This window comes from Paenibacillus sp. FSL R10-2771, assembly GCF_038000205.1.
Taxonomy (GTDB): domain Bacteria; phylum Bacillota; class Bacilli; order Paenibacillales; family Paenibacillaceae; genus Paenibacillus_AQ; species Paenibacillus_AQ phytohabitans.
This window is the reverse complement of the sequence record NZ_JBBOBM010000001.1, coordinates 1,670,780-1,695,120: the sequence shown is the minus strand read 5'-3', so window position 1 is coordinate 1,695,120 and position 24,341 is coordinate 1,670,780. Positions and strand designations below refer to the sequence as shown.

At 51.4% G+C, this 24,341-nt stretch carries 15 protein-coding genes; 4 read left to right on the top strand and 11 right to left on the bottom strand.

Going from position 1 to position 24,341, the window contains the following annotated elements:
• The 8 genes from NSU14_RS07075 to NSU14_RS07040 all read right to left on the bottom strand — a co-directional run bounded on the left by NSU14_RS07075 (position 1) and on the right by NSU14_RS07040 (position 15,524).
• A complete protein-coding gene (locus tag NSU14_RS07075) occupies positions 1-924 on the bottom strand; it encodes a carbohydrate ABC transporter permease (protein WP_042138935.1) in 924 nt (307 codons plus the stop codon).
• A gap of 29 nt (positions 925-953) precedes the next feature.
• Positions 954-1,880 (bottom strand): ABC transporter permease, encoded by a 927-nt coding sequence (locus NSU14_RS07070; protein WP_042138936.1) that lies wholly within the window; start codon positions 1,878-1,880, stop codon positions 954-956.
• A gap of 90 nt (positions 1,881-1,970) precedes the next feature.
• Entirely contained in the window at positions 1,971-3,476 is a 1,506-nt protein-coding gene (locus tag NSU14_RS07065) for an ABC transporter substrate-binding protein (protein ID WP_042138937.1), read from the bottom strand.
• A gap of 195 nt (positions 3,477-3,671) precedes the next feature.
• The gene (locus tag NSU14_RS07060; protein WP_042138938.1) at positions 3,672-5,189 is read right to left on the bottom strand and encodes a response regulator transcription factor; all 1,518 of its coding nucleotides are present in this window, start codon (positions 5,187-5,189) and stop codon (positions 3,672-3,674) included.
• Positions 5,182-7,008: a cache domain-containing sensor histidine kinase gene (locus tag NSU14_RS07055; RefSeq protein WP_042138939.1), complete on the bottom strand. Its 1,827-nt coding sequence runs from the start codon at positions 7,006-7,008 to the stop codon at positions 5,182-5,184. The genes NSU14_RS07060 and NSU14_RS07055 overlap by 8 nt, the downstream gene beginning before the upstream one ends.
• A gap of 202 nt (positions 7,009-7,210) precedes the next feature.
• Positions 7,211-12,250 (bottom strand): endo-beta-N-acetylglucosaminidase, encoded by a 5,040-nt coding sequence (locus NSU14_RS07050; RefSeq protein ID WP_340943769.1) that lies wholly within the window; start codon positions 12,248-12,250, stop codon positions 7,211-7,213.
• A 755-nt stretch (positions 12,251-13,005) separates the two neighbouring features.
• Positions 13,006-14,007 carry a glycoside hydrolase family 43 protein gene (locus NSU14_RS07045; protein ID WP_340943766.1) on the bottom strand — a complete coding sequence of 334 codons (1,002 nt, stop codon included), beginning with the start codon at positions 14,005-14,007 and terminating at the stop codon, positions 13,006-13,008.
• A complete protein-coding gene (locus NSU14_RS07040) occupies positions 14,004-15,524 on the bottom strand; it encodes a glycoside hydrolase family 43 protein (RefSeq protein ID WP_340943764.1) in 1,521 nt (506 codons plus the stop codon). Before NSU14_RS07040 ends, NSU14_RS07045 begins: the two co-directional genes overlap by 4 nt.
• 331 nt (positions 15,525-15,855) lie before the next feature.
• Between NSU14_RS07040 and NSU14_RS07035 the strand changes: the two genes are divergently transcribed.
• The 4 genes from NSU14_RS07035 (at position 15,856) to NSU14_RS07020 (ending at position 19,696) form a co-directional block, all read left to right on the top strand.
• Positions 15,856-16,794, top strand: coding sequence for an ATP-binding cassette domain-containing protein (locus NSU14_RS07035; RefSeq protein WP_042138942.1), 939 nt, complete (start codon positions 15,856-15,858; stop codon positions 16,792-16,794).
• Positions 16,772-17,527 carry an ABC transporter permease gene (locus NSU14_RS07030; RefSeq protein ID WP_340943760.1) on the top strand — a complete coding sequence of 252 codons (756 nt, stop codon included), beginning with the start codon at positions 16,772-16,774 and terminating at the stop codon, positions 17,525-17,527. The genes NSU14_RS07035 and NSU14_RS07030 overlap by 23 nt, the downstream gene beginning before the upstream one ends.
• A gap of 402 nt (positions 17,528-17,929) precedes the next feature.
• Positions 17,930-18,628: a response regulator transcription factor gene (locus NSU14_RS07025; RefSeq protein WP_039302528.1), complete on the top strand. Its 699-nt coding sequence runs from the start codon at positions 17,930-17,932 to the stop codon at positions 18,626-18,628.
• A complete protein-coding gene (locus tag NSU14_RS07020) occupies positions 18,629-19,696 on the top strand; it encodes a sensor histidine kinase (protein ID WP_052421985.1) in 1,068 nt (355 codons plus the stop codon).
• Positions 19,697-19,714: 18 nt separating this feature from the next.
• On the opposite strand, the gene treR is transcribed toward NSU14_RS07020, so the two are convergent.
• The 3 genes from treR to treC all read right to left on the bottom strand — a co-directional run bounded on the left by treR (position 19,715) and on the right by treC (position 24,213).
• Entirely contained in the window at positions 19,715-20,434 is a 720-nt protein-coding gene (gene treR / locus NSU14_RS07015) for a trehalose operon repressor (RefSeq protein WP_042138944.1), read from the bottom strand.
• Positions 20,435-20,506: 72 nt separating this feature from the next.
• Positions 20,507-22,489, bottom strand: a complete 1,983-nt coding sequence (gene treP, locus NSU14_RS07010; RefSeq protein ID WP_340943757.1) for a PTS system trehalose-specific EIIBC component — start codon at positions 22,487-22,489, stop codon at positions 20,507-20,509.
• Positions 22,490-22,500: 11 nt separating this feature from the next.
• Positions 22,501-24,213, bottom strand: coding sequence for an alpha,alpha-phosphotrehalase (gene treC, locus NSU14_RS07005; protein WP_445670000.1), 1,713 nt, complete (start codon positions 24,211-24,213; stop codon positions 22,501-22,503).
• Positions 24,214-24,341: the final 128 nt, after the last annotated feature.

Below are 24,341 nucleotides of genomic sequence, written 5' to 3'. Positions count from 1 at the left end.
CTATTCTTTAACGGCACCCACGGTAAGACCCTGGATGAAGTAACGCTGGAAGAACGGATACGCAAAAATAATCGGCCCGGTAGCCAGTACCACCATCGCCATACGCGAGGTATCCTGCGGCATGTTGCGGAGGGCTTCCAGACTTAATGAACTGTTCTGCGAATTCTGCATAATGAACTGCATACTGGTCTCAATCCGCATCAGCATCGACTGCAGCGGCACCAGATTCGGATTATCAATATAGAGCAGGGCATTGAACCAGTCATTCCAGTACCCCAGGGTGCTGAACAGCCCGATCGTAGCGAGGCCCGGCAAGGACAGCGGCAGCACGATTCCCAGGAAGGTGCGGAACTCTCCGGCGCCGTCAATTTTGGCCGACTCAATCAGGGCATCCGGCACGCTGGTAATGTAGAAGGTCCGCAGGATCATAATGTAAAAAGCATTAACGGCCAGCGGCAGCACCAGCGCCCAAATGGTGTCCTTTAGACCCAGCATCTGTGTCACCACAATATAGGTAGGAACCAGCCCGCCGTTAAACAGCATGGTGAAAAACGCAAAAAACGCGAAGAAATTGCGGTATTTGAAGCTTTTACGTGAAATGGCATAGGCATAAAGTGAAATAATGATCAGGCTGACAAGCGTGCCAATGACCGTTACGGCAATGGTTACCCCATAGGAACGGAGCAGCGTGTCCCCTGAGCCAAATACATATTTGTAGGCTTCCAGACTCCATTTGGCCGGGATTAACTGATAGCCGTCCCGCGCAAGCGCCCCTTCGTCAGTGAAGGAGATGAGGACTACGAACAGGAACGGGAAGATACACAGTATGGCAAAGCCTCCGGCAATACAGTTGAAGATGATATTCCACACGGACGACAGCCGGTGAAAATCGCGCGATTTCACAGGATTAGCATTAGCAGACATTTGGATGACCTCACTTTCCTTCTTTTTCCCTAGAATAATGCACTGTCCTTATCGAATTTACGCACGATGTAATTGGAGGTAAGCACCAGAACGAACCCAACCACCGATTGATATAAGCCTGCAGCCGTACTCATTCCAATCTCGCCGGTAGTCTTGAGTCCACGGTACACATACGTATCGATTACGTTGGTCACACTGTAGAGCGTCCCCGAATCTCTCGGCACCTGATAGAACAGCCCGAAGTCGGCATAAAATATCTTCCCTATAGCAAGCAAGGTCATAATGGTGATGATCGGCTTCAGCATCGGCAGCGTAATACCGCGGATCTGCTGGAATTTGCTCGCCCCGTCGATCATGGCCGCTTCATAGAGGGACTTGTCTATACCCATAATTGCGGCGAGATAGACCACGCTGTTATAACCGACGGCCTTCCATAGAAATACGAATATAATAATGAACGGCCAGTATTTCGATTCCGAGTACCAGGAAATATTGCTGCCGAACATTGCGTTGAGCAGCCCCCGCTCCGAGCTAAGGAAGCTGAACGCGAAGTATCCCACAACGACCCAGGACAGAAAGTATGGCAGGAACATGCCTGTTTGATAGAGCTTGGCAAGCTTCTTGTTGGCTATCTCGGACAGCACCACCGCCAGCAGCACTGACAGGATCAAGCCAAGGACAATGAAGGCTATATTGTATAAAAGAGTATTGCGTGTGATCAGATAGGCATCATTGGTGCTGAACAGAAACTTGAAATTATCCCAGCCGACCCATTTGCTGTTGATGATGCTGGCCCAGAAGCCATCCCGGCTGAAGCGATACTCCTTAAATGCAATTACCGTACCCACCATCGGCAGGTAGGAGAAGAATAAAAACCACAGCGTGCCCGGGAGAACCATAAACAGCAGCACTTTATTTTTCAACACATCTTTGGCGGACTTCCCTATTTTCCCCATACTCTTAGTTCCTCCTATGCCGGAAAGTTCTTCCGTTGATACAAAAAGACCAGGCCAAGTCTAATCACCCGCCCGGTCTTGAATTGAATGCTACTTATTGTTCGCTGCTTTCCAGGCGTCGATCTGTGATTGGGCTTCTGCGATGATTTTATCCAAACCGGCTGCTTTTAATTTCTCATTGGCCTTGGTCAGGTACTCTTCCGAATCTACAGATCCGGTCATCAGCGGTGCCCAGAATTCTTCCTTCACGTTCTGAACGGCGGCGATTTCGTTCGTCACCTTGGAAGTATCGAAGTTGAAGCCAAGCAGTGGTGCATTGATACCGGCATCATTGAACTTCTTGAATTCTTCCCATTTGTTCTCAGGGTCGCCTTCATTCAGATAGTTGATCATAATGTTGCCCAGGGAGAACGTCGGCATATCGTAGTTCTTCGCATCCGGGAGATTCTTGATCATGTTGTCGCTGATTTTCTCGTAATGTACGCCCTCGATGCCTGAGTCAATCATGTTGCGCAATACAGGGTCTGTATTCAGCAGGTTCAGGAATTCCATGGCTTTCTCAGGATACTCAGAGTTGGCGGAGATCGCCTGCATGGAGCCCATGACGGACCAGTTGTAGATATAAGGCTGACTGGCTGGTGTCGACACAACCGGATACCCGTAGCTTACTGACCACAGATTGTCGGCCATCGGCTGGGTGGAGGCACGGTCAGTAAACCATTTGCCGGCTTTGTACAAGTCATCCACCGAAGATGTAGTGGCTACTTCAGGAGAGATGTAACCCGCCTGATAGAATTTGCGGACGGTCTTAAGCGCTTCCTTGATTTCAGGAGTCTCAAGGATGTTGATGACCTTGTAGTCCTTGGTGTCCATATATACAGCCATCGGCATCTTCTCGATCACATAGTCAAATGGCATAATCGGCATGAAGTCCTTGACCATAGCGTACGGGGTCACTCCAGGCTCGTTTTCCTTGATGGTTTTGAGCAGCGGCTCCAGATCGGCCATCGTTTTCACGCTGGTCAGATCCAGCTTGTATTTGTCCAGCAGCTCTTTGTTGAAGCGGAAGACTTCTTGAGCCGGAAGCTCTTTATTGGCAGGAATGGCATAGTTATGGCCGTCCACCTTGGAGCCTTCCAGGAACGCCGGATCAATAGTGTCCACAATTCCCTTGCCCTGGTTCTTCAGCAGATCATCGAGCTGCAGGAACGCGCCCTTACGTGCATTCTGCACATAATCGAAGGCCCAGGAAGAGGTGAACAGGATGTCCATAGGCTCGCCCGAAGCAGCCATGACCTGCATTTTTTGCGTATAGTCCCCGAAGTCGAGCATTTTGATATCGAGTGTTGCGTTAATTTTTTCAAGCGTGTATTTATTGACTTCTGTGAGCACCTTATCCATATCCTTCTGCGGTGGCCCGATAGTGTACCAGATCAGCTCTACAGGTTTCTCCGTAGACTCGGCAGCTTTGTTGCCTCCTGAAGCCGCTTCCCCGCCTGCATTGTTCTTACTGTCCCCCCCACATGCGCTAAGCGCCAGTGAAACGGTTAAAAGCGTTGTCAACAACAAGGAGAAGTGTTTCTTTTTCTTACTCATTTGCCGTACCCCCTTTTAATTAGCCGTCCGGAAATCCAGGCCTGCCGGGCCTTCCCGGCTGCAGGTTTCCATGAGCTATACCTTTACTTTATAAGATGAAAGCATTTTCAAATAGAAGAGAAACTATATATATTCAGGTATGAAATAAAGAAATTAACCCCAAAACATAACATATATCTATCAATAAGGAGCTGCTTAGAGCAGCCCCTTGAATTCTGTCGGTGAGATGCCAACGTATTTCTTAAATTGTTTATAAAAATAGCCCATTTCCCAGTAGCCGACACTGCGTGCGATCTCATGTACCTTGTTGTTTGTCGAACGAAGCTGCTCTTTTGCTTTCTCAATCCGGTAACGGTTCAAATATTCTGCAAAGGAATCACCGGTCATTTTGTGAAACAGCTGGCCCAGATACACGGGGTGAATATTAAACATGAAGCCCAGCTTCTTCAGTGACAGATCCTCACTGTAGGATTTCTCAATGTAATTCAGCACCTGGTTCACAACCGGACTCTTCAGCTCACGGTCCAGCAGTTCGATGATGCTTCCGGCCGTCTGCATGACTGCGGCGGACAGACCCGGCAGCGAATTCGCCCTGTGGATCTCGTTCAGCCCCTGCGCAATAAGCTCCCGCTCCATTTCACTGCGGATCTCTTTAATCAGCATGCGGAAATACAGAATCCATTCCAGGGAAATCTCCCGGAGCAGCTCAGGGGTCAACCCTTCCATACATTTCGCAGAGAAATACAATTCGAGCCGCTCGGTCAGCGCCGGAAGATTCTTGGCCATAATTAATTTCGAATACTCGCTCCAGTCCTCCGGCAAAGCGGCTTCAATATCCTCCTTGCGCTCCTTCAGCTGTTCATAATAGATCAGGCTGCGCTCCGGGTAGATCTCCAGAAATTCCTGAGCCTGCTTCGCCTGCTCATAGCTGGCCGGAGCAGCCTGCACCCCGTCCATGACGGCTCCAACCGCAGCGCGCAGCCGCTGGCCGGGAGAGCCCAGGCCGGTGATTTCCTCCAGAATGGAAGCCATCTCTTCCTTCCCTTTGCGTTCGTCCGCGAAATTATGTATGAGCACCAGATCATTGTCCGAGTCCCAGAACATGAAGAACGAAGCGCGGGTACCGAGGAGAGCGGCGGCATTCTTCCGGAAGGCTTCCGTTTCCGGGTCTGCCTGGACCAGAGCAACCTCCACATACCGGCTGCTGATTGACAAGCCCAGGAGATTCAGCCGTTCGGACAGTTCGTCCGGGTCAATCTGCTTCCGCAGCCAGCGGAGCAGCACATTATCCTTCAGTACGGAGTTCGTATACTCCGACCACTCTGTATCCAGCCTGGAGACATTCAGCTTCTCGGCAATCGTCTCCAGCGTGCTCTGGAATTCCTCCAGATTGATCGGCTTGAGCAGATAATTCTCAATCCCGAGAGCCAGGCCTTCTTTGACATACATGAATTCATCATATCCGCTCAGCACAACCACCTTCAGCTCCGGACGGAATTCCTGGACCGCACGGATCAGCTCCAGGCCGGTCATCACGGGCATGGAAATGTCGGTTATGAGAATATCCGCAGGCACCTCCCGCAGCTGCTCCAGCGCCTCCTGCCCGTTCTCGGCTTGTCCCACAATCGTAAGGCCCAGCTGCTCCCAGTCCAATATATCCTGCAGGCCGCTAAGAATGAACGGCTCATCATCGACAATAAACACCTTATACATGATCTGTCTCCTCCTTGACGGGATATGGAAAAGTAATAGTGACCTCGGTTCCGGCCCCCGCTTCACTGGCCAGCTCAACCCCGTACGGCTTGCCGTACATCAGCCTTAACCGCTCATGAATGCTCCGCAGCCCGAACGACTCTGATCCGGACAATTCCCGGTTATCCTCCAGTCCCAGCCGGAGCTGGTTCAGCTTCTCCCCGGCAATCCCCAGGCCGTTGTCCGTGACAACAACCCGTATATTGTTGTGATCATCCGGATGGACCCTGATGCTGATCACGTTGCCGGTTTGTCCGGTGCGCATGCCGTGCAGAATATAATTTTCGATCACGGGCTGAAGGGACATTTTGAGTACAGGAATAGGCTCCAGCTCTTTACTGCATTCAATGGTATAGGAGAACCGGTCCTTGTAACGGATCCGGAACAGCTCCAGGTACATGCGGCAGGCTTCCAGCTCATCCTTGAACGTATACTTCACCTTCGGACGGACATACGATTTGAACAGCACAGACAGGCTGTAGATCATCTCGCCCACATCCTTCGCGCCGCTCGAAATAGCCCGCATCCGTATAACCTCCAGCGTATTATAGAGAAAATGCGGATTCACCCTTGCCTCCAGGGTAGCGATTTCCGTATGCTTCTGCTTGATTTCAGCTTTGTACACCTGATCAATGTACTGGTTCAGTTCATCCAGCATGCTGTTGAAGCTCTTGGCAATCTGGCCCAGTTCATCCTCACGGTTGTCTATAATCCGGGTGTTCAAATCCCCGTTTTTCACTTTGCGGGTGAAGCGGATAATGCGGTGCGTCCGTTTGGCAAAATTCGAAATAAACATCGCCGGCAGCAGCACGGCGAACAGAATACAGACGAGGGCAATCGTAACAATAGTATTGCGTGCGCTGCTATAGGTTTCGGCAAGCTCCTTCTTGGAGATCAGGCTGACCACCGTGTAGCCGGCCTGGCTCTGGGTCAGGCTGGTGACCAGCATTCCGCCCATGGAGATTTCCTCCCCGGAGTTCGCCCCTTGCAGCTGCAAATATTTGCGGCCGTACCCTTGACCCGAAGTGTCAAAGATGACTTCATTCTGGGCAGAGAGCACAAGAATCTCGCCTTTGAAATCCTGCTTATAATTATTCATCGCCTGCCAGATCGATTCGGAATCGAAGTAGACCAGCAGCTGGCCGATATTGAGCAGCGATGACTTATTGGTAATGGGAATCTTCACCGAGAACATAGGGGTTCTCTGCATGCCGATGCTCTTCAGCACCCAAATATTCGGCACGGACACCAGGCTCTCCTCATCCAGAACCATCGAATCCGGGACAAAGGAATGGGCCGCGTTGGTGGATACCCGTTCAAACTGCCTGCGGTTGTCATAATAGTACATCACCTGCTGATTGGCACTGTACAGCATCAGGCTGCGGATATCGGGATCATCGTCGATCTTGTTCTGGAAATACTGTACGGCGTTAGACGTTGTCTGATCCCCGAGCAAGTAGCGGTCCAGCCGGTGCTCGACATATTCGCCGAAGGGATGCTCCAGCAGAAATGTGGTGTTGCTCGCCAGACTCCCGTCCCGGTAGACATCACGCATCATGTCCTGGACGGACTGGTATTTGTTCTCCACATAGTTGCTGATGCTCTCCATCGTCTTGCGCTGGATATCCATCTGCCGCTGCACCGCAGAATCCGAGATCAGCATCAGCACCAGATACGAGAAGGCAATAATCGTTGCAATGAAGATACAGGAGACAATAAGGGTGAAGCGCATAAACATATTATCTTTAAAATACTTGCGGTACAGGGAATTACTCCGCATAGTCCACCTCCCTAAAGTTTGTTAGCCTACTCTTCTGTGAAACCACTTCGTACAAACTCACTTCGGAAGCATTGGCTTCAAGTTTGTCAGCCTACGCTTATCATTATGATACACAAGAAGCGCTCCCCCCTAAATACTGTTCAGGGGGTGAGCGCCTTGTTTATGGCTTGAGCCGGCGGTCTTTCCTTACCGCCCGCCAGGCTTATTTCAAATAATTCAGCAGCATCTGCGCAGCTTCTGCCCGGGTGGCGGGAGCTTTGGGCGCGAAGGTTCCGTCAGCCCGCCCTTTCACGAGGCCAAGCGCAGCGGCTTCAGCCACCTGATCCGCTGCCCAGCCGGAGATGTCTCCAGCATCCTTAATAGACAGGCTGCCCGTTGCGGCCGGGATTGAACCCTGCTGCAGCCGGTAAGCGCGCATCAGAATGACGGTCATCTCCTCCCGGCTGATTGCTGCGGCCGGCTGGAAGGACTCCGGCGTACGGCCGGTAATCAGACCGGCCTGAACCATGCCGGAGAGTGCCTGCTGATACCAGGCGCCTGCCGGAACATCACTGAAGGAAGTGGTGCCGCTGCCGCTTAGCTGCAGCGTGCCGGCCATCAGCTGCACGAATTCAGCCCGGGTAATATCCCGGCCCGGCTGATAAGCCTGCTCCGATATCCCCTTGATCAGATGCTTCGCAGACAGCTCACGCAAGGCTTCGAAGGCCCAGTGCGTAACCGGAACATCGTTGAACTGCTTCGTATACTCCAGCAGTGCGTAAGTGCCGTTGCCGTCAAGTTCGGCTGTAAGACTGCCGGCCGCAGCAGATCCTCCCAGATAAGTGAGTGTACCGTCACTGCCTACACGGTACAGGCCAAGCAGCTTCGGATTAAGTCCTTCACCAGCCGGCCAGCTAATACTAACAGGAGAAGCGTAACTGCCGGGACGCTTAACGGTTCCATCTGCCAGGGACAGTCTCAGATCATAGTCCAGGAATTGTCCCTTAAGCGATACACCTGCTTCCGTCTTCAGCGAAGCTTGCGCAAGTGTCTTGAATTCTGCTTGCAGCACGATCTTTGCACCGTTACCCTGGGCAGCAGGTACGGCTTCGGCCAGCTGCTTCAGCAGCTCCGGTGCCAGTACCAGCCCGATTCTGTCTCCTTGCACACGCAGGGAATTCGTTCCCAGCAGCTCACCGGCGTTAACCGGAAGCTCAATTGTGACCGCTTGCTGTATCTGCACGGTAACTACACCGTTCACTGCCTGACTGCCCAGCTGTGCGGCTGATATCACTGCAGCTGCAGTCGCAGGCGCCGGTGTTGCAGCCGGTACAGGTGTTGCTGTTGGCAGAGCAGCCACCGGAGGATTGGTTGCCGTCAACGGAGGATTAGTCGGCGTCACCGGCTGACGGTTTACAGTCAGAGTAATAACCTCTGTATCCGCCGCGTCCACATAAGGGCGGCCGCCAACGATGCGGGTATTCTCTACACGCGCCTTATAAACGCCCTTATCAGAAAGTTGCGCCTTGGCAAGGGTCAGGCTGCTGCCAAGAGCATCCTCTATAACCAGATCATCTTTGAACCAGCTGTAGCCCAGTTCACCATATACGGAATCGGCGACAACTGTAAAGGTCACATCGTTACCTTCCATTACCGATTGGCTTGTCGCCGTAAATGAAGCAATCGCCGGAGCTTCATGCTGCGGATAGACCTTCAGTGCCAGTGGTGAGCCAACAATACGCACCGGGTCTGTGGCCTCTTTGCCGGTCAGCACAACACGATAATTCGTTCCATCCTCTTCGAATAATGGATTGAACCGGTATACCGCGCCGGTAACGTTCGGAACCGTCTGCCATTCCTCATCGGCAGCACGCTTCCTTTCCCACTCAATCGAGGCAATATCTCCTGATGTATCGACGGCAAGCGCGATCGGCTCCCCGGCAACCGTCTCAAGTACCGATGGCAAGTCCATCACAAAGGCCGGGGTCATCCATTGGATTTCCGCCGGAAAGACCTGCAGGTTATATTCCTTCTCTGCGGTCAAGCCGCCTTCGCCGGTCACAATGACCTTATAGCGGTAACCGCTCATATCTTCTGTCAGATCTGTAAGTGTCAGCGTATCGCCAGCGGCAATAACTTCACCGTATCCTTCTCCCTGATCGGCATACCAGGCATAGACTAATGTGCCGGAACCTTTACCTACAGCGCGAAGCACCCCATCCTGTCCTGCTCGGAACGAGCCTTCACTGACCACCTGTACATCCGGCGGCAGCGCGGTCCATTTCGCCTGCAGCGTAAGCGGACCATTCACCGTGTCAGAGGCAAAGTGCCATCTCGCATTACCGTTATACCAGCCTTCCAGCACATAACCTTCTCTCGCTACATTCGGTGCAGTCACAAACGCGCCGTTCATAACCTGAACAACCTTCGCTTTCGGCTGGCCGCCGTTACTGTTAAAGGTTACATTGTACCGCTTATCCAGCTGCAGCGGCTGGGATTTGTTCCCGCTGTAATCCTCCATCACCACTGTTACTGCTTTGGTCGACGTAAAGCTAAGGCTCGCCTTCGTGGTGCGGCCGCGGATAATCATCGGCTTTTGCGCTGCTGCCCCTGATAAATAGGTTACCGCAAAAGACTTAGGAACTCCGTCTTCATAGACGTACATGTACCTCCAGTCCCGTGTGTTCGGCATTGGCAGGCTCAGTGTATTTCCATTCCAGGACCATGCTTCCGCATAAGGCTCCGACAGCTTATCAATGAACGTACCATTATAGGTTACAATATCCGAGTTGCCTGCCTGGATGGTTACAGTGAACTCGTCCCCATTAATTGGCATATCGCTGAACAATGCCGAGGTTGTCCCTTGCGGCAGGATCAATTGTCTGGAGACAGGCTCTGCGGTTGTAATCCAGTTTACCGATTTCACCGTCACCTTAACGTTTCCGGCAGCGTCTGAACCGGACCACTTGACCAGGAGATCGCCGTTCTCGCTTGATTCGGCTTCAATACCCGATACCGCCGAGTACAAATTAAAGGACACTGTAGCCGCTTCCCCTTCTACTCCGTCCGCTCCTACAGGAATGACTTTAATTATACCGGATTTGGCTGGCAGCTGTTTGATGTAGAACGTTTCGTCATATTTGCCGCCCATAAAGATGTCGTTCACATATACATTGTATTGCTTCACCTGGGAATAATCGCTGTTCAGATCCCACTTCAGAATCATTTCATTCGTATTCGGCAAGGCCTGCGTAACCACCAGACGGGTTGGCGCGGCCGGCTTCACGGCTGAACCGTCAGAGATGCGGATTTGGCCGATGTTTACCTGATAACCTGGGATTGTGCTTGCACCCGGTGTAAATACCAGGCCAAAGGCCGCGATTTCTTTACCTGCGTAAGCCCCCAGATCTAGCTCTGCCGTTGCCCAGCCCATGGTTTGTTTGCCGCTGTTCTCCACAGGTACCTTGACTACCTTGGACGGATTGTCCTTGAAGATCAGGCCTGCACTCAAGACAGAAGCATCGTCGGCTGAAGACTTGTTATAAGCAATCGACAGCTGGGACGTTGCCTGTACAGACAGGTCGCTCTTGTACAAGCGGAGGAAATTCTCCTTGTCCAGCGCCCCGTTCACAACCAGTGAACTGCCTCCGTTGAAGCCGCCGATCTGCTTATAGCTCATGCGTGAATTGTCTGTCATTGTATATTCCGGACCGTAGTCGTAATCAACCGTCAAGCGGTTGCCCAGGGTATCCTGCCACCATTGCCACGTTACAGGAATATCCTGAAGGCTCATGTTGGACCATTCTTCCTTATTCGACTTTTCCCCGTTAACATAATAGGAAATACCATGCCCGGTATTGAAATTCGTATAGAAGTTGGAATTCTGAACCACTGAGCGTTCCGCAATGACCGAAGAAATTCCCGGCCAGTAGCGGTTATCCGCATAGACATCCGCCACCGTATTCGCGGGCGAAACGGTTGTATTGCCGGGGTTCACATTCGGACCTGACCACCAGAGCTGCTCCCGCAGATGGGTCATCCACTGGTAATCATTGTCGGTGCGTTTGGAGACAGGCCACGCTTGTCCCATATCCTCGTCAAGACCGGCATGGACGAAATCAGCTCCGAGCGTAGCGATGCTTAAACGCGGAGCTCCGCCTGCTGTCAACTTGTCTTTCAGAGCAGTTCCCTGTACGCTCTTGAAACGGTCACGGCCTGCTTCAAGTCCGGCAAAGCCAATATCAAACAGATTGTAATTTGTCCCTTCATCCTCATTCATTCCAGCCAAATAGCCTATAGCTGTATTAATATGGGTGCTATTCACTCCGTAATCGAAGAAAAAGGAGTTTGAAACCGGCTCTTTTGCCGTTTTATCATACAGCATCGAAATATTGTTATTACTAAAGGTTCTTGTAAAGGTATTGGAGCCGTTGTTTGTAGTTAATGAATCGTACCACTGGACATATAACCCGCCTTGTTGCAGCACCTTCATGAAAGCAATGTAATCGGGAATATCGGCTGTAGCAACATTCGGGCTCACCTCTTCCTGATTAAGGAAATAGCCGTCGAAGCCGAAGTAATTTGCCATTTCAATCATTTTCCTGGCGACCGGGAAGTCACCGTTCTCATCCTTCACAATCATTTGTTTGTAGGTTTGCTGTCCGCGGTCATTGTTGGAGAAAAACACACCGGCCAGCGACATGACACCATTCTTATGCGCGGCATCCGTATAGGTTGGATTCGGAATATTAAGCATGCCGAACTCAAACCACTTCTGCTGCCAGTCGGACTGGGCCAGATCATCGTAATATTCCGGCGGCGTATATGCCGTTGCAGTACCATGCCAATACGAATAATAATCAACATACTGCCAGAAATTGAAGTGATATTGGGCAAACTTGTTGGTATAAGGAGCATTTTCAATGAAGGCATTTCCATAATCGCCTGCGACATTCATCATCTTGACATCCGGACTCAGCTTAGGATTGGCCTGTGTAGCCGTGAAAGATGAAATCCGCTTCTGTAAAGGCACGCGGGAACGAAGCAGCTCCGCATCCGGATCGGTCTCAGGACTCCAACCCGCGATTTGATTGCTGGTGTAGCCATGTATACTCGGCTGGTTAGCTCCATGCGCGCTGTCCCCTTTGAACGGCCAGGTATCTCCGGCCAGAGCGGTCTGCGGCAGCAAGCCTGCAAGTAGCGCCGCACTTATTACGGTTGAAGTCAGTCTGCGAAGTTTGCGTGTTTGGGTATGAGATATCATTGTCCACTCTCCTCATGTAATGGGGATGATCTTCGATACTGCTAGTTCAAACGGTGTATTATTGGAAACGCATTCATAAAAAATCCTGCTGTACCCCCCTTTTATTCTTTATCCAAATTTAATATATAGCAGGAGCTGCCGGTCCAAGTAGAAGCGAAATTAAAGATACACTGGCCAAATTAAAGGAAAGTCTGCAACAGCCTATAACCAAATAGAGCACATCTCCAATAGTCCTGAGACATGCTCTGTTTAAGTTGACGGTACATCTTACTTTTTTACTGTCCAGATTCCCTTCGAGCAGAAGCAGGAGCAGCTTATTTTATAAAATCCTGCACCAAATACAACATTTCCCTCACTATCCCGGCACAAATCCGAAATTGTTGTACAAAAGGCATCATTTCACTGCCTCCAGACGGTTTAGCAGGATAATTGCTGTATTTCGTACAACAATCCTGCCAAACACGCGGATATCCGGGTATCGAAGTTGTACTACGTACAACATTAACACGAATACGATGTGAACTTAAGAACCTCAGCGCTGCCGGCACGAATCCGGAATGGGGAAGCGGAAAATTCTCCCTGTCTCTTACGCGTGAATCGGCAGCTTGTCCGGGCTTATTCTAACGTGCTAACGTGCGGTTCACATTGCCGGATTATTCAGTCTACATACAGCAAAAAAGCAGCCTCCGCGGGGAAGCTGCCGTTTGTTCTGCTGTCATACAGTCTGCTGTACTGGAAGCTGCTGAGTCTGCGGATTACTCCGCTGATTCAGCAGAAGCCGGGTATGGATCAATCTTCTGAATTGTTCCGTCTTCATTATATTTAAGCTCGGTGTATTTCACGCTGCGCTTATGGTTCACGCCGCCTGATAATGAGCTGTCGTGATAGAACAGATACCACTTGTCCCCGAATTGAACGATGGAGTGATGGGTGGTCCAGCCAATGACCGGGGAGAGAATTTCTCCCTTGAAGGTAAAGGGACCCTGCGGATTCCGGCTGACGGCATACACCAGCGTGTGCTGTGTTCCTGTCGAGTAAGAGAGATAATAATACCCGTTGTACTTGTGGACCCAGGGTCCTTCGAAGTATCTCCGCTGCTCATCCCCGGCAAGAATCGGGTTGCCCTCTTCATCTACAATCGAGATCTCCGCAGGCTGCTCCTGAAAAGACAGCATATCCTCGCTCAGCAGAGCCACACGCGGCCCAATCGCCGGCGCATCCAGAGCAGGCCCTTCCGCATCCGCCACGAATGTGCCAGTCTGCCATTTCTCCAGCTGCCCTCCCCAAAGACCGCCGAAATAGATATAAGCCTGGTTATCGTCATCCACCAATACAGCCGGATCGATACTATAGCTGCCAGCGATGTAATCGGGCTGCGGGTCAAACGGGCCTGCCGGTGAAGCAGAGGTAGCCACACCAATCCGGAATATTCCGTCGTGGTCACGGGCCGGGAAGAACAGGTAATAGGTATTATTCTTATAGGCTGCATCCGGAGCCCAGAGCTGCTTGGAGGCCCAGGGGATCTGATCCAGATGGAGCGCCTGGCCATGATCCACTACCGGTGATTCAAAGTTATCCAGTGACAGAATATGATAGTCTTCCATTGCATACTGGTCCCCGTTATCATTATCCGGTCCATCGTGATCCAGGTCATGGGAAGGATAAATGTAGATTTTCCCTTCATAGACATGGGCGGACGGGTCCGCAGTATAGATGTGGGTAACGAGCGGTTCATTAGGTTTCGGCAAATGTGTCATAAGACATCTCCTTTTGTATTTGTGTAATAGAATTCTGCAAAATAACCCGGAGCCGCAGCATCCGCACCCTCTCCCGAGGCGTGAAGTCCCAGGCAGACACCGGTGAATCCGCCGTTCACCTCAGGTGACAGGACGGATACATGTACCTTCTGCTCTGCGTCATGCCAGGAGATGCCATCCTCAGAATACGAGCAGGTATAGACCTCTCCGTCCGAACGGAGGCGGAGCCGTACCTCTCCGGTGCTCCCCGCCGGGTAATGATATATCTGCTTCTGGTCCCCGTCCTTGACGGTAAGCTCCATAACCCGTCTGCCACTCCGGCCGGCGAGTCCCCAGAAGATGTATCCCCGGTTGTTCAGGCGGGCGGCCAGTCCGGCATACTCCCCATCCTTCGCGGGATCAAAATCCAGACTTACGCCTATCTCCATCCGGTGATGCTTCTGGCGGATACAGGCCAACACTGCCGGCGCCTCATCATCCAGCGTGTAGGCATTCCCCCGGACGGCAAGCTTGCCATCGCGCTCTGTCCAGGAATACCGTTCCTGCTCGTAGCAGCGCAGAAAAGCCCATTCCGGGCCGAAGCCTCCGCTCAGCTCCATACGCTGAGTAACGTCATCCGGACTGGAATCTTCAGCGGAGACAACGGTTCCTTCATTGTTGTCAATCAATGGCCAGCCTTCTTCCGTCCAGGTAACCGGAGCCAGGAAGGTCTCTCTGCCCAGCGGAGAGTATTTGCCGTCCACCGGACGCATGCCCAGAAAGACGGCCCACCACTTCCCGGACGTATCCTCTACCAGATCCGCATGGCCCAGGCATTGAACCGGATGCTCCTTCAGCCCGCGGTGGGTCAGTATAGGTTCAGGCTTATTCTCAAACGGCCCGTAAGGGTTGCTGCTGCGGGCAATGATCTCCCGGTGATCCCGGGCGGTGCCGCCCGATGCCGTCATCAGGTAGTAGACGCCTTTGATTTTATACAGATGCGGCCCTTCTACCCATGGACCCTCATCCCCCCGCCAGATCTCCACAGGCTCAGACAGCACTTCACCGGACTCCGGATGAATCTCGTACTGGATAATATGGGATTCATAGCCGGCTCCATTCTGCACAGTCACGTAAGCGCGCCCATCCTCATCGAAGAACAGGGACGGATCAATCCCCCCATAAGGCAGCAGGACCGGCTCTGACCAGGGACCTTCCGGCTTGTCCGCTGTCACGAAGAAATTACCGATTCCCCTCACATCCGTAGTAATCATATAAAAGCGGCCTGCATGATGGCGTATCGTAGCGGCATATATACCGTCAGAGCTGCCGCTTGTCCGCAGGTCCACCTGGGACTTCCGGGTCAATACATGTCCTATCGGCGTCCAGTGAATCAGATCCTTGCTATGGAAGATAGGGACGCCGGGAAAATACTCAAAAGAGCTGTTAATCAAATAGTAATCATCATTTACGCGGACTACACTTGGATCTGGATAGTAGCCGGAGATCACGGGGTTCCTGACATTTGTTGAGTGCATAATAGCCTCCCTGAAATTGTGCGCAAGCGTTTACAATCCTCAGTACCATTCTACAAGCCGATATTATTTTTTCCCATACGCAGAATAAAGGACTTACCCCGAAAATTATGAGAATTGCCATCCTACTGAAATTGTAATTTAAACAAAGAGCCGCTGCTCGCCATTTTACTTGAAGGATTGGTCATTTTTTGCGGAATGTTTATCAAATGTTAATGAAATCTTTATGGCCTGTTCAGATTAGACGGGGTGAACGTTTATAACGGGCCGCTAGAATGAGAGAAAGCCGGCAGACACTTTAAGTACATAGAAATCTAATGAGGTGGGAGAACGCATGAGCGAATATGTGCTACAGGCACACCAATTATCCAAGCATTACAAGCATCACCCAGCACTGGACCGTGTCGACCTGTCGATACGCCGGGGCAGCATCTATGGGTTCATAGGCCAGAACGGCGCCGGAAAATCAACTCTTATGCGGATAGCGGCAGGACTGTCCAGGCCAACCTCAGGCCAAATCGAATTATTCGGATATAAGGAAGGCGCACAGCTTGTGCAGGCGAGAAAAAGGATTGGCACGACTATTGAGACACCCGCCCTTTTCCCTCATCTATCAGCCGCAGAGAACCTGGAGGTATTCCGGCTGCAAAAGGGTATCCGTGACAAAACGCAGATCCGCCAAACCTTAGCACTGGTAGGACTGGAGCAGGCCGGCAGCAAAATCGCTGCCAACTTCTCATTGGGTATGAAGCAGCGGCTGGGTCTGGCGGTTTCACTGCTCGGCAACCCTGAGCTGCTTATTCTTGACGAACCTACCAACGGACTCGATCCTGTGGGGGTTGTTGAATTAAGAGAATTATTGCTTCATTTAAATAGGGACAAGGGCATCAGCATTCTGATTTCCAGCCATATTCTGAGTGAGCTGCATTTGCTGGCAACGGATTACGGGATTATTCACAACGGGCGAATGCTGGAGCAATTGTCTGTAAGCGAGCTTCAGGCCAAGTGCAGGCAATACCTGCACATCAAGGTAGACTCACCAGAGAAGGCCATAGGAATTATACAGGAAGAATGGCAGACAACGGAATATGAATTAGATGCTGACGGTATCATCCGCTTATATGAACCGTTCGGCCCTCCCGGTGCGCTCTCGGCTAAGCTGTTTGCAGCAGGTCTGGAAGTCCAGCAGTTCATGCCGAAGGGCGAAAAGCTGGAACGGTATTATACCAAGCTGATTGGAGGGGCGGCAAATGGCAAATCTGTTACGGTCTGAGCTGTACAAATTATACAAAGAGCCCTCGTTCCGGATTCTCTGTTTCACTTTTATCTTCGTGGCGGTCATCTTATCCGGAGTTATCCATTTTATGGGCTCAGGTCAGAAGGTTTTCAGCGGGATATCAGGGCTCGGCCAAGGTGTTCAAGTGAATACGATTGTGCTTAAAGTCTCTTTAGCCGTAGTAGGAGGCTTCTTTCTCTCAGGTGAGCATGGCCTTGGGATTATGAAAATCTCGGTTGCTTCGGGGTACAGCCGCAGACAGATTTATACTGCCAAGTTGACGGCCTATTCTATCGGAATCATCATTTTGTCTTTAATCGTCCCTGTCATATGTGTGATAGCCGGCAGTTTGCTGAATGGCTTCGGAAGCCTCCCGGAAATTCCTGCCGCCCTATATTTATTTCGTACACTTGCCTTCACGATACTATATGCAGCTGCCTTTGCCTCCATGGTTGCCGTGTTCGCTGTCACAACAACAATAAGCGGCGTAACGATTGGCGCGGTGCTGCTGGTAATGCTATTCTTCGACACTCTCTCAGAGTGGCTGAGCGGCAAATGGGCCGTGTACAGAGAATTTTATGAGCATTCCGTATTTAAGCTTGTGATGGATATCACCATCCCACAGCCGACAACGTATCAGCTTACTCTCTTAATTTCGATTCCCATTGCAACCATTCTCGTATTTGCCTGGGTGGGGATCATGAGCTTCCGGAACATGGAAATTAAATAATCAATAAATTAAATCCAAGGAGACCTGACTATGAAAAAACGTATTCTCTATCTGTTGATCATTGTTGCTGGCGCAGTATTGATTTTATTCTCCATGATCGGTTTTGAAACGTCCTGATTTACGGAAATATCCAAATCATATATGATGGTCACTATATAAGATGCACTAAAGATATAAACAAAAAGCGAAAGAAGCGGAGGGGAAATTTGGAACTGTAGGAGCGGTAGCGACCGCCTTTGTCAACGGATTTCAACCGCGAACAGCGGATTAGATCAAGAAATCTGGTGACAACAGCGGCCGGAAGTCCAAATGTTCACCGCAGTGACGACTAAGCTTCAAGTTCAAACCATAAGTGCTTCTTATATAGAACTATATCCTACAAAAAACGGGTGTGTCCTTACTATGGCAAGTGAACGGATTATGATTGTCGAAGATGAGCTGGAGATCGCCGAGCTGATCAAGGATTATTTGGAGATCGAGCGGTATGAGGTGATCATCTGCCCTGACGGTGAAGAAGCGCTCCGGGCTTTCGGACAGTTTCATCCGCAGCTGGTAGTCCTTGATATTATGCTGCCGCTGCTTGATGGAATGGAGGTATGCCGCAGGATACGTACGGAGTCCGATGTTCCCATCATTATGCTCAGCGCAAAAAAACGGGATTCCGACAAAATCCTGGGGCTAGGTCTGGGAGCGGATGATTATGTGGTAAAGCCCTTCAGTCCAGGTGAAATTGTGGCCAGGGTTAAGGCTCAGCTGAGGCGTTTCAACGGATTAACCTTACCTTCAAAACAACAAAGTACAGTCGTATATCCCGGCCTGGAGCTTGATCTCAAAGCCTATGAGGTCCGGGTACGCAAGGAGACCGTTCATTTCTCAGCGCGGGAATTCGAGGTACTCCGCTTCCTCGCGATCCATCCCAATCAGGTGTTTACCCGTGAACAGATCTTCGGGAGTGCCTGGGGAATACACGAATACGGGGATCTGAATACGGTAACAGTGCATGTCAAAAAGATACGGGAAAAAATCGAATTAGATCCGGCCAATCCCCGGTACATTCTTACCGTTCGGGGTATAGGCTATAAATTTTACGGGGGGAACTAAATGAAGAAGCCGGGCCTCCGCTTTACGATGGTTACTTCGATGGTTATCATTATCCTGCTTCCGCTGCTTCTCGTTTGCTCTGTAGCAGTCGGCACCGGAAGCAATACCAGCTCATCCGCAGATAAATTTTATAATGAAATGATTCCTGTGGTCCTATTGGTGCTCCCGCTGATCTGCTGTACAATTTGGATGACCCGAACGATAACCCGCAAAATTCTGCTGCCTCTCCGGGAGCTTACACTCGCGGCTGAACAGATTGTGCAGGGCAACATGGATTGCCCGATCACATACCGGGCCAATGACGAAATGGGCAGGTTCAGCACTGTGTTCGAGCTAATGAGAACCCGTCTGCTGGAATCCAAGGTGAACCAGGACGCTTATGAACAAGCACGCAATGAACTCATAGCGAGCATCTCTCATGATCTCCGGACCCCTCTTTCCTCCATCAGGGGATATGTGGAAGGTCTGCAGGATGGCGTCGCACAGGATAAGGTCAAATTCGAGCGTTATTTATCGATCATCCGGGACAAGACAGACAAGCTAAACGATCTGATTGAGGATTTGTTCCGTTTCTCGGAGCTGGAGTCGGGGCAGCTGCAAATGAACTACGAAGAGATCGAATGCGATCTTCTGCTGGAGTCCATCGTGCGGCCGCTGGAATATGAATTTACTGAAGCCAGGGCCAGATTAACTGTGGTCCGTCCCTTTCCGGCTGGAAGGGTGCGGGCAGACGCGGTCCGCCTCACGCAGGTATTTAACAACTTAGTCGGCAATGCCATCAAATACGCTGGTGAAGAGGCACATATAACTATAGCCGCTTCCCATACCGGGAAGCGGCTGAAGGTTAGTGTGAGTGATAACGGTACAGAAATCGCACCCGAGCACTTGCCCCATCTCTTTGAGCGGTTCTACCGCGGGGATAAATCACGCTCCAGCCAATGGGGGGGAGCCGGCCTGGGGCTTGCCATCTGCAAATACATTATTGAAGCACATGGCGGGGACATCGGAGTTCACACCTTGCCGGGGGACGGCAATGTGTTTTTCTTTACGTTGCCGTTAATTACCTAGGCGCTCGTTTCAGACATATTACCGCCGCACCCGTCTGGCAAAATCCACGAACTGAAACTTATCCAGCCGGTGTCTGGATTCGGTATATTGGAACAGCACCGTATTCTCCAGATACACATAGTTCCGCACTACGACAATATGCGTATATTTCTTCAGATCAAGCAGGCGGTGATCCTCCTCCGTTGCAGGCTCAACGGATATCAGCTTCTTCGCATAACTGATTTTCAGCCCCAGCTCCACTTCCAGATATTCATAGATAGAGCCTGCCGCGATCTCTGCGCTTAAGAACGGCACAATATCCGCCCGGAAATAATCCTTGTCCAGAATGATCCGTTCTTCTTCAATCTCTCTGGCGCGGATCACCTTCCATACCGGGGTATCCTCCGGAACCTGCAGCTGTCTGGCCAGCGCAGAGCCGGCCGGCTCCATCACCGTTTCCTCTACCAGTGTCCGTGAGGGAGCACCGAGAGTACCTGCCATTTCCTTGAACGAGATCAGGCCGGTAACGGGAAAATCCATCCGGGTCATATCCAGCACAAACGAGCCTCTGCCTTTGATTTTGTGAATATAACCCTCACGAAACAGCAGATTCAGCGCTTTGCGCACCGTTTCCCGCGAAGTGCAGTACGCCTCGGCCAGCTCACTTTCAGAAGGCAGCTTGGTCCCCGGCAGCAGCTGGCCGGAATGGATCTGGCTACTGTATTCTTTATAGATTTGCAAATATATATTTTCTCTCATTATAGATCACCGCCCTATATTGTATCACGCCGTGGCTCTGGACGCATGGATTCAATTCGGGGGCGGGCCGGATCAACCCTTAAGATGAATAGTCAAAATACTGGTCTGCTTTGCCGCCACTGGTCCCGTCTTCTCCTCAATCTTCTCCACCATCTCCTGCCCCGCAGGAATGATGATTGGGGTAATCACCGGGTAACCGGCTGCACGGATAGCATCCATATCGAATTCCAGCAGAAGCTCGCCGGCTTTCACCTTATCGCCAATATTCTTAAGCTGGGTGAACCCGCTGCCCTTGAGCGACACCGTATTTATCCCTACGTGAATAAGTACCTGCACGCCGCTGGCATGCTCCAGAATAAGCGCATGTTTGCTCTTGATTACATGGGCGACTGTCGCATCAAACGGTGCATATACTTTCCCTTCGGAGGGTTCAATTGCAACCCCCTGACCCATCTGCCCCTCGGCAAAAGCAGGATCGGGTACCTGCGCAAGCGGTACTGCCGTACCGCTGAGCGGTGCAGCCAGCTCCAGTATGTTCACCGGCTCCTGTGAGCCTTGAACGGACTGGCGGCTGCTGAGTTCATCTTGTACGGCCGGAGGGCTGACCGTTGTTGTTCCGCCTGCGGCTACAACTGAACTCTTCTCGGCACGGCTGACGACAGCACGGCCATACAGCACAGTAGCCACAAACGGCACGATCAGGACAATCGCCATACCCACGAAGAATACGCCCCACTGGTTCGGGAAGATGGACAGGAAGCCGGGAACCCCGCCAACGCCAATGGAAGAAGCGCGGACCTGGTTAATCGTGAGCAGAACCCCGCCCAGTGCAGAGCCGATCATCCCGAAGATGAACGGATAACGGTAGCGGATATTGACCCCAAAGATCGCCGGTTCGGTGACTCCGAGGAAGGCAGAGATTGAAGAGGTCACCGCAAGTCCCTTCGTCTTCTGTTCTTTGATGACGAACATCATCGCCAGTGCCGCAGCCCCCTGTGCAATGTTGGAGAGAGCGAGCATCGGCCAGAGGAACGTGCCTCCTTCACTGCCGATAAGCTGAACGTCAACCGCCAGGAAGGTATGATGCATCCCTGTGATGACCAATAGCGCGTAGAATCCGCCATAGATTAAGCCGCCTAGAATCGCGAAATGATCGAACACATAGACCAGTCCGGAAGTGATCGCATTGGCAATGCCGAAGGTAACCGGTCCGATGATTGTGAACGCCAGGAAACCTGTAATCAGCAGAGTCACTGGCGCAACAACCAGCAGTTTAATCGAGTCATGTACCCTCTTGTTCAGGAACTTCTCAATACCGGCCAGAATATAGGCCGAGACCAGCACCGGCAATACCTGTCCCTGATAACCGATTTTCTCCAGATGCCAGCCAAACAAATTCCAGGTTGGAACCGTTCCTTCCGTAGAAGCACTGGCATAACCGTAGGCACTTAATAAATCCGGATGAACGAGAATAAGTCCGAGCACAATCCCGAGCAGCGGACTGCCGCCGAACCGGGTCACTGCCGCCCAGCCGATCAGGGCCGGTAAGAACGTGAAGGCTGTGCTGGCAATCGTATTGATAATCGCCGCAATATCTTTCCACTGCGGATAGACATCGACCAGCGACTGGCTGAAGAAGATACCCGGTCCAGTAAGTATATTATTGATCCCGAGCAGCAAACCTGCGGTTACAATGGCCGGAAGGATCGGAATAAAGATATCGGCCAGCGTCTTAATCGCCCGCTGCAGAGGATTCTGCTTACGGGCTGCTGCCGATTTCACCTCATCCTTGGAAGAACGGGCACCGCCGGTCAGCTGAATCATTTCGTCATACACTTTATCAACGGTTCCCGGACCAATTACGATCTGGAACTGGCCCTGGCTGGAAAATTGTCCTTTGACAAGGTCATTGGCGTCCAGCGCTGCTGAATCGACCTTGCTCTCGTCATAGAGCGAGAATCTTAGCCGGGTTACGCAATGCGTCGCGACCTCAATATTCTCCTTGCCCCCAACCGCCCGTACAATATCCTCTACATTCTTGCGGTCAATAGCCATATCATCACTCCTTAAGTATTAGATGTTGTTAACCACATATAGGAAGCATAAGGACTCAGCTGAAGCTCTTGTGTTAATGCAGGTGCATCGGCTGTATTACCGGTTAGAAGCTTGTCCTTACCCGCTTGGCTTAAGTCTGCCCAATGCTTGTCCGCGAACCGGAAGCTAATCTCCTTACTGCTGAAGTTCGAGACCACAACAAGGGTCTCCCCTATCCCTGTCCGGGCATAAGCGAACACCTCGGGATGACCTTCATCCAATCTGCGGAATACACCGTCGATAAATACAGCATGCTCTTTGCGCAGCGCAATCAGCGTGCGGTAATGATGGAGGATCGAATCCGGCCGCTCCAGTTCTTTTTGCACATTAATGTCCGGGTACCGCTCGTCGACCTTAAGCCAGGGCGTACTGCTGGTGAATCCGGCATTCGGACTGTCATCCCACTGCATCGGCGTACGGGAATTGTCGCGCGAACGTTCCTGCAGGATGCTGAGGGCCGCTTCCGGGCTCTTGCCCTGTTCCTGCAGAATGCGGTACATGTTCAGGGACTCAATATCGCGGAATTCTTCGATGCCCTTCCACTTCGGATTCGGCATGCCGATCTCCTCGCCCTGATAGACATATGGTGTTCCTTGAAGTCCATGCAGCGTTGTAGCCAGGAGTTTCGCGCTTTCTTCGCGGTAGACATCATCATCGGTGAATCTGGAGAGCGCCCGCGGCTGATCATGATTGTTGAAGAATAAAGCGTTCCAGCCTCCGCCCTGCTGCATTCCGGTCTGCCACTCACTGAACAGCCGTTTCAATGCCTCGAAATCATAGGGCATCAGCTCCCACTTCCGTCCGCCCGGATAATCCACCTTCAGATGGTGGAAATTGAAGGTCATGGAGAACTCCCGCTCTTCAGGGTTCGAGTAGCGGATACAATGTGCAAGGGTAGTGGAGGACATCTCCCCGACCGTCACCATCTCAAACGGGCCGAATACCTCTTTATACATGTCTTTGATGTATTCATGAACCCGTGGTCCGTCTGTATAGAACTTCCGTCCATCCCCTGGCGGTACACTCCCGTCATCATTAGGGAACTGCTGGTCCTTGGAAATTAAATTAATGACATCCATCCGGAACCCGTCCACACCCTTGCGTGCCCAGAACAGCATCATATCGCTGACCGCTCTGCGGACCTCCGCATTCTCCCAATTCAGATCGGCCTGAGTCTTGTCGAACAAGGTAAGATAATATTGTCCTGAAGCTTCATCGAACTGCCAGGCAGGCCCCCCGAACTTCGATTGCCAGTTATTCGGCACGCCGCCGTCTGGTGCCGGGTCCTTCCAGATATAATAATTACGATACGGGTTGTCCTTGCCTGAAATCGACTGTTTGAACCATTCATGCTCCGTCGAGGTATGATTGACTACGATATCGGTCATCAGCTTCATGCCGCGCCGGTGCAGCTCCTCTATCAGCTCATCGAAATCCTCCATCGTGCCAAAATCAGGGTTAATATTCTCATAATCCGCAACATCGTAACCGTTATCATATTGGGGCGAGACATAGACCGGCTGCAGCCAGACGATATCAATCCCAAGCTCCTGCAAATAATCCAATTTCTCAGTAAGGCCTTTTATATCTCCCGTTCCATTGCCTGTCGTGTCCTTGAAGCTCTTCGGGTACACCTGATACACTGTGGACCGGCGCCACCATTCTGAATACCGGGACTGGGTCAAATTAAGCACCTCCAAAAGAATTGCTGTCTTTCAATCATTAAACTTGTATATACAAGGTCAAACACTTCACACAGTTTAAACCTGTATATACAGGTTGTCAATAGCGCTTATCCGTTAACGGTGTGCGG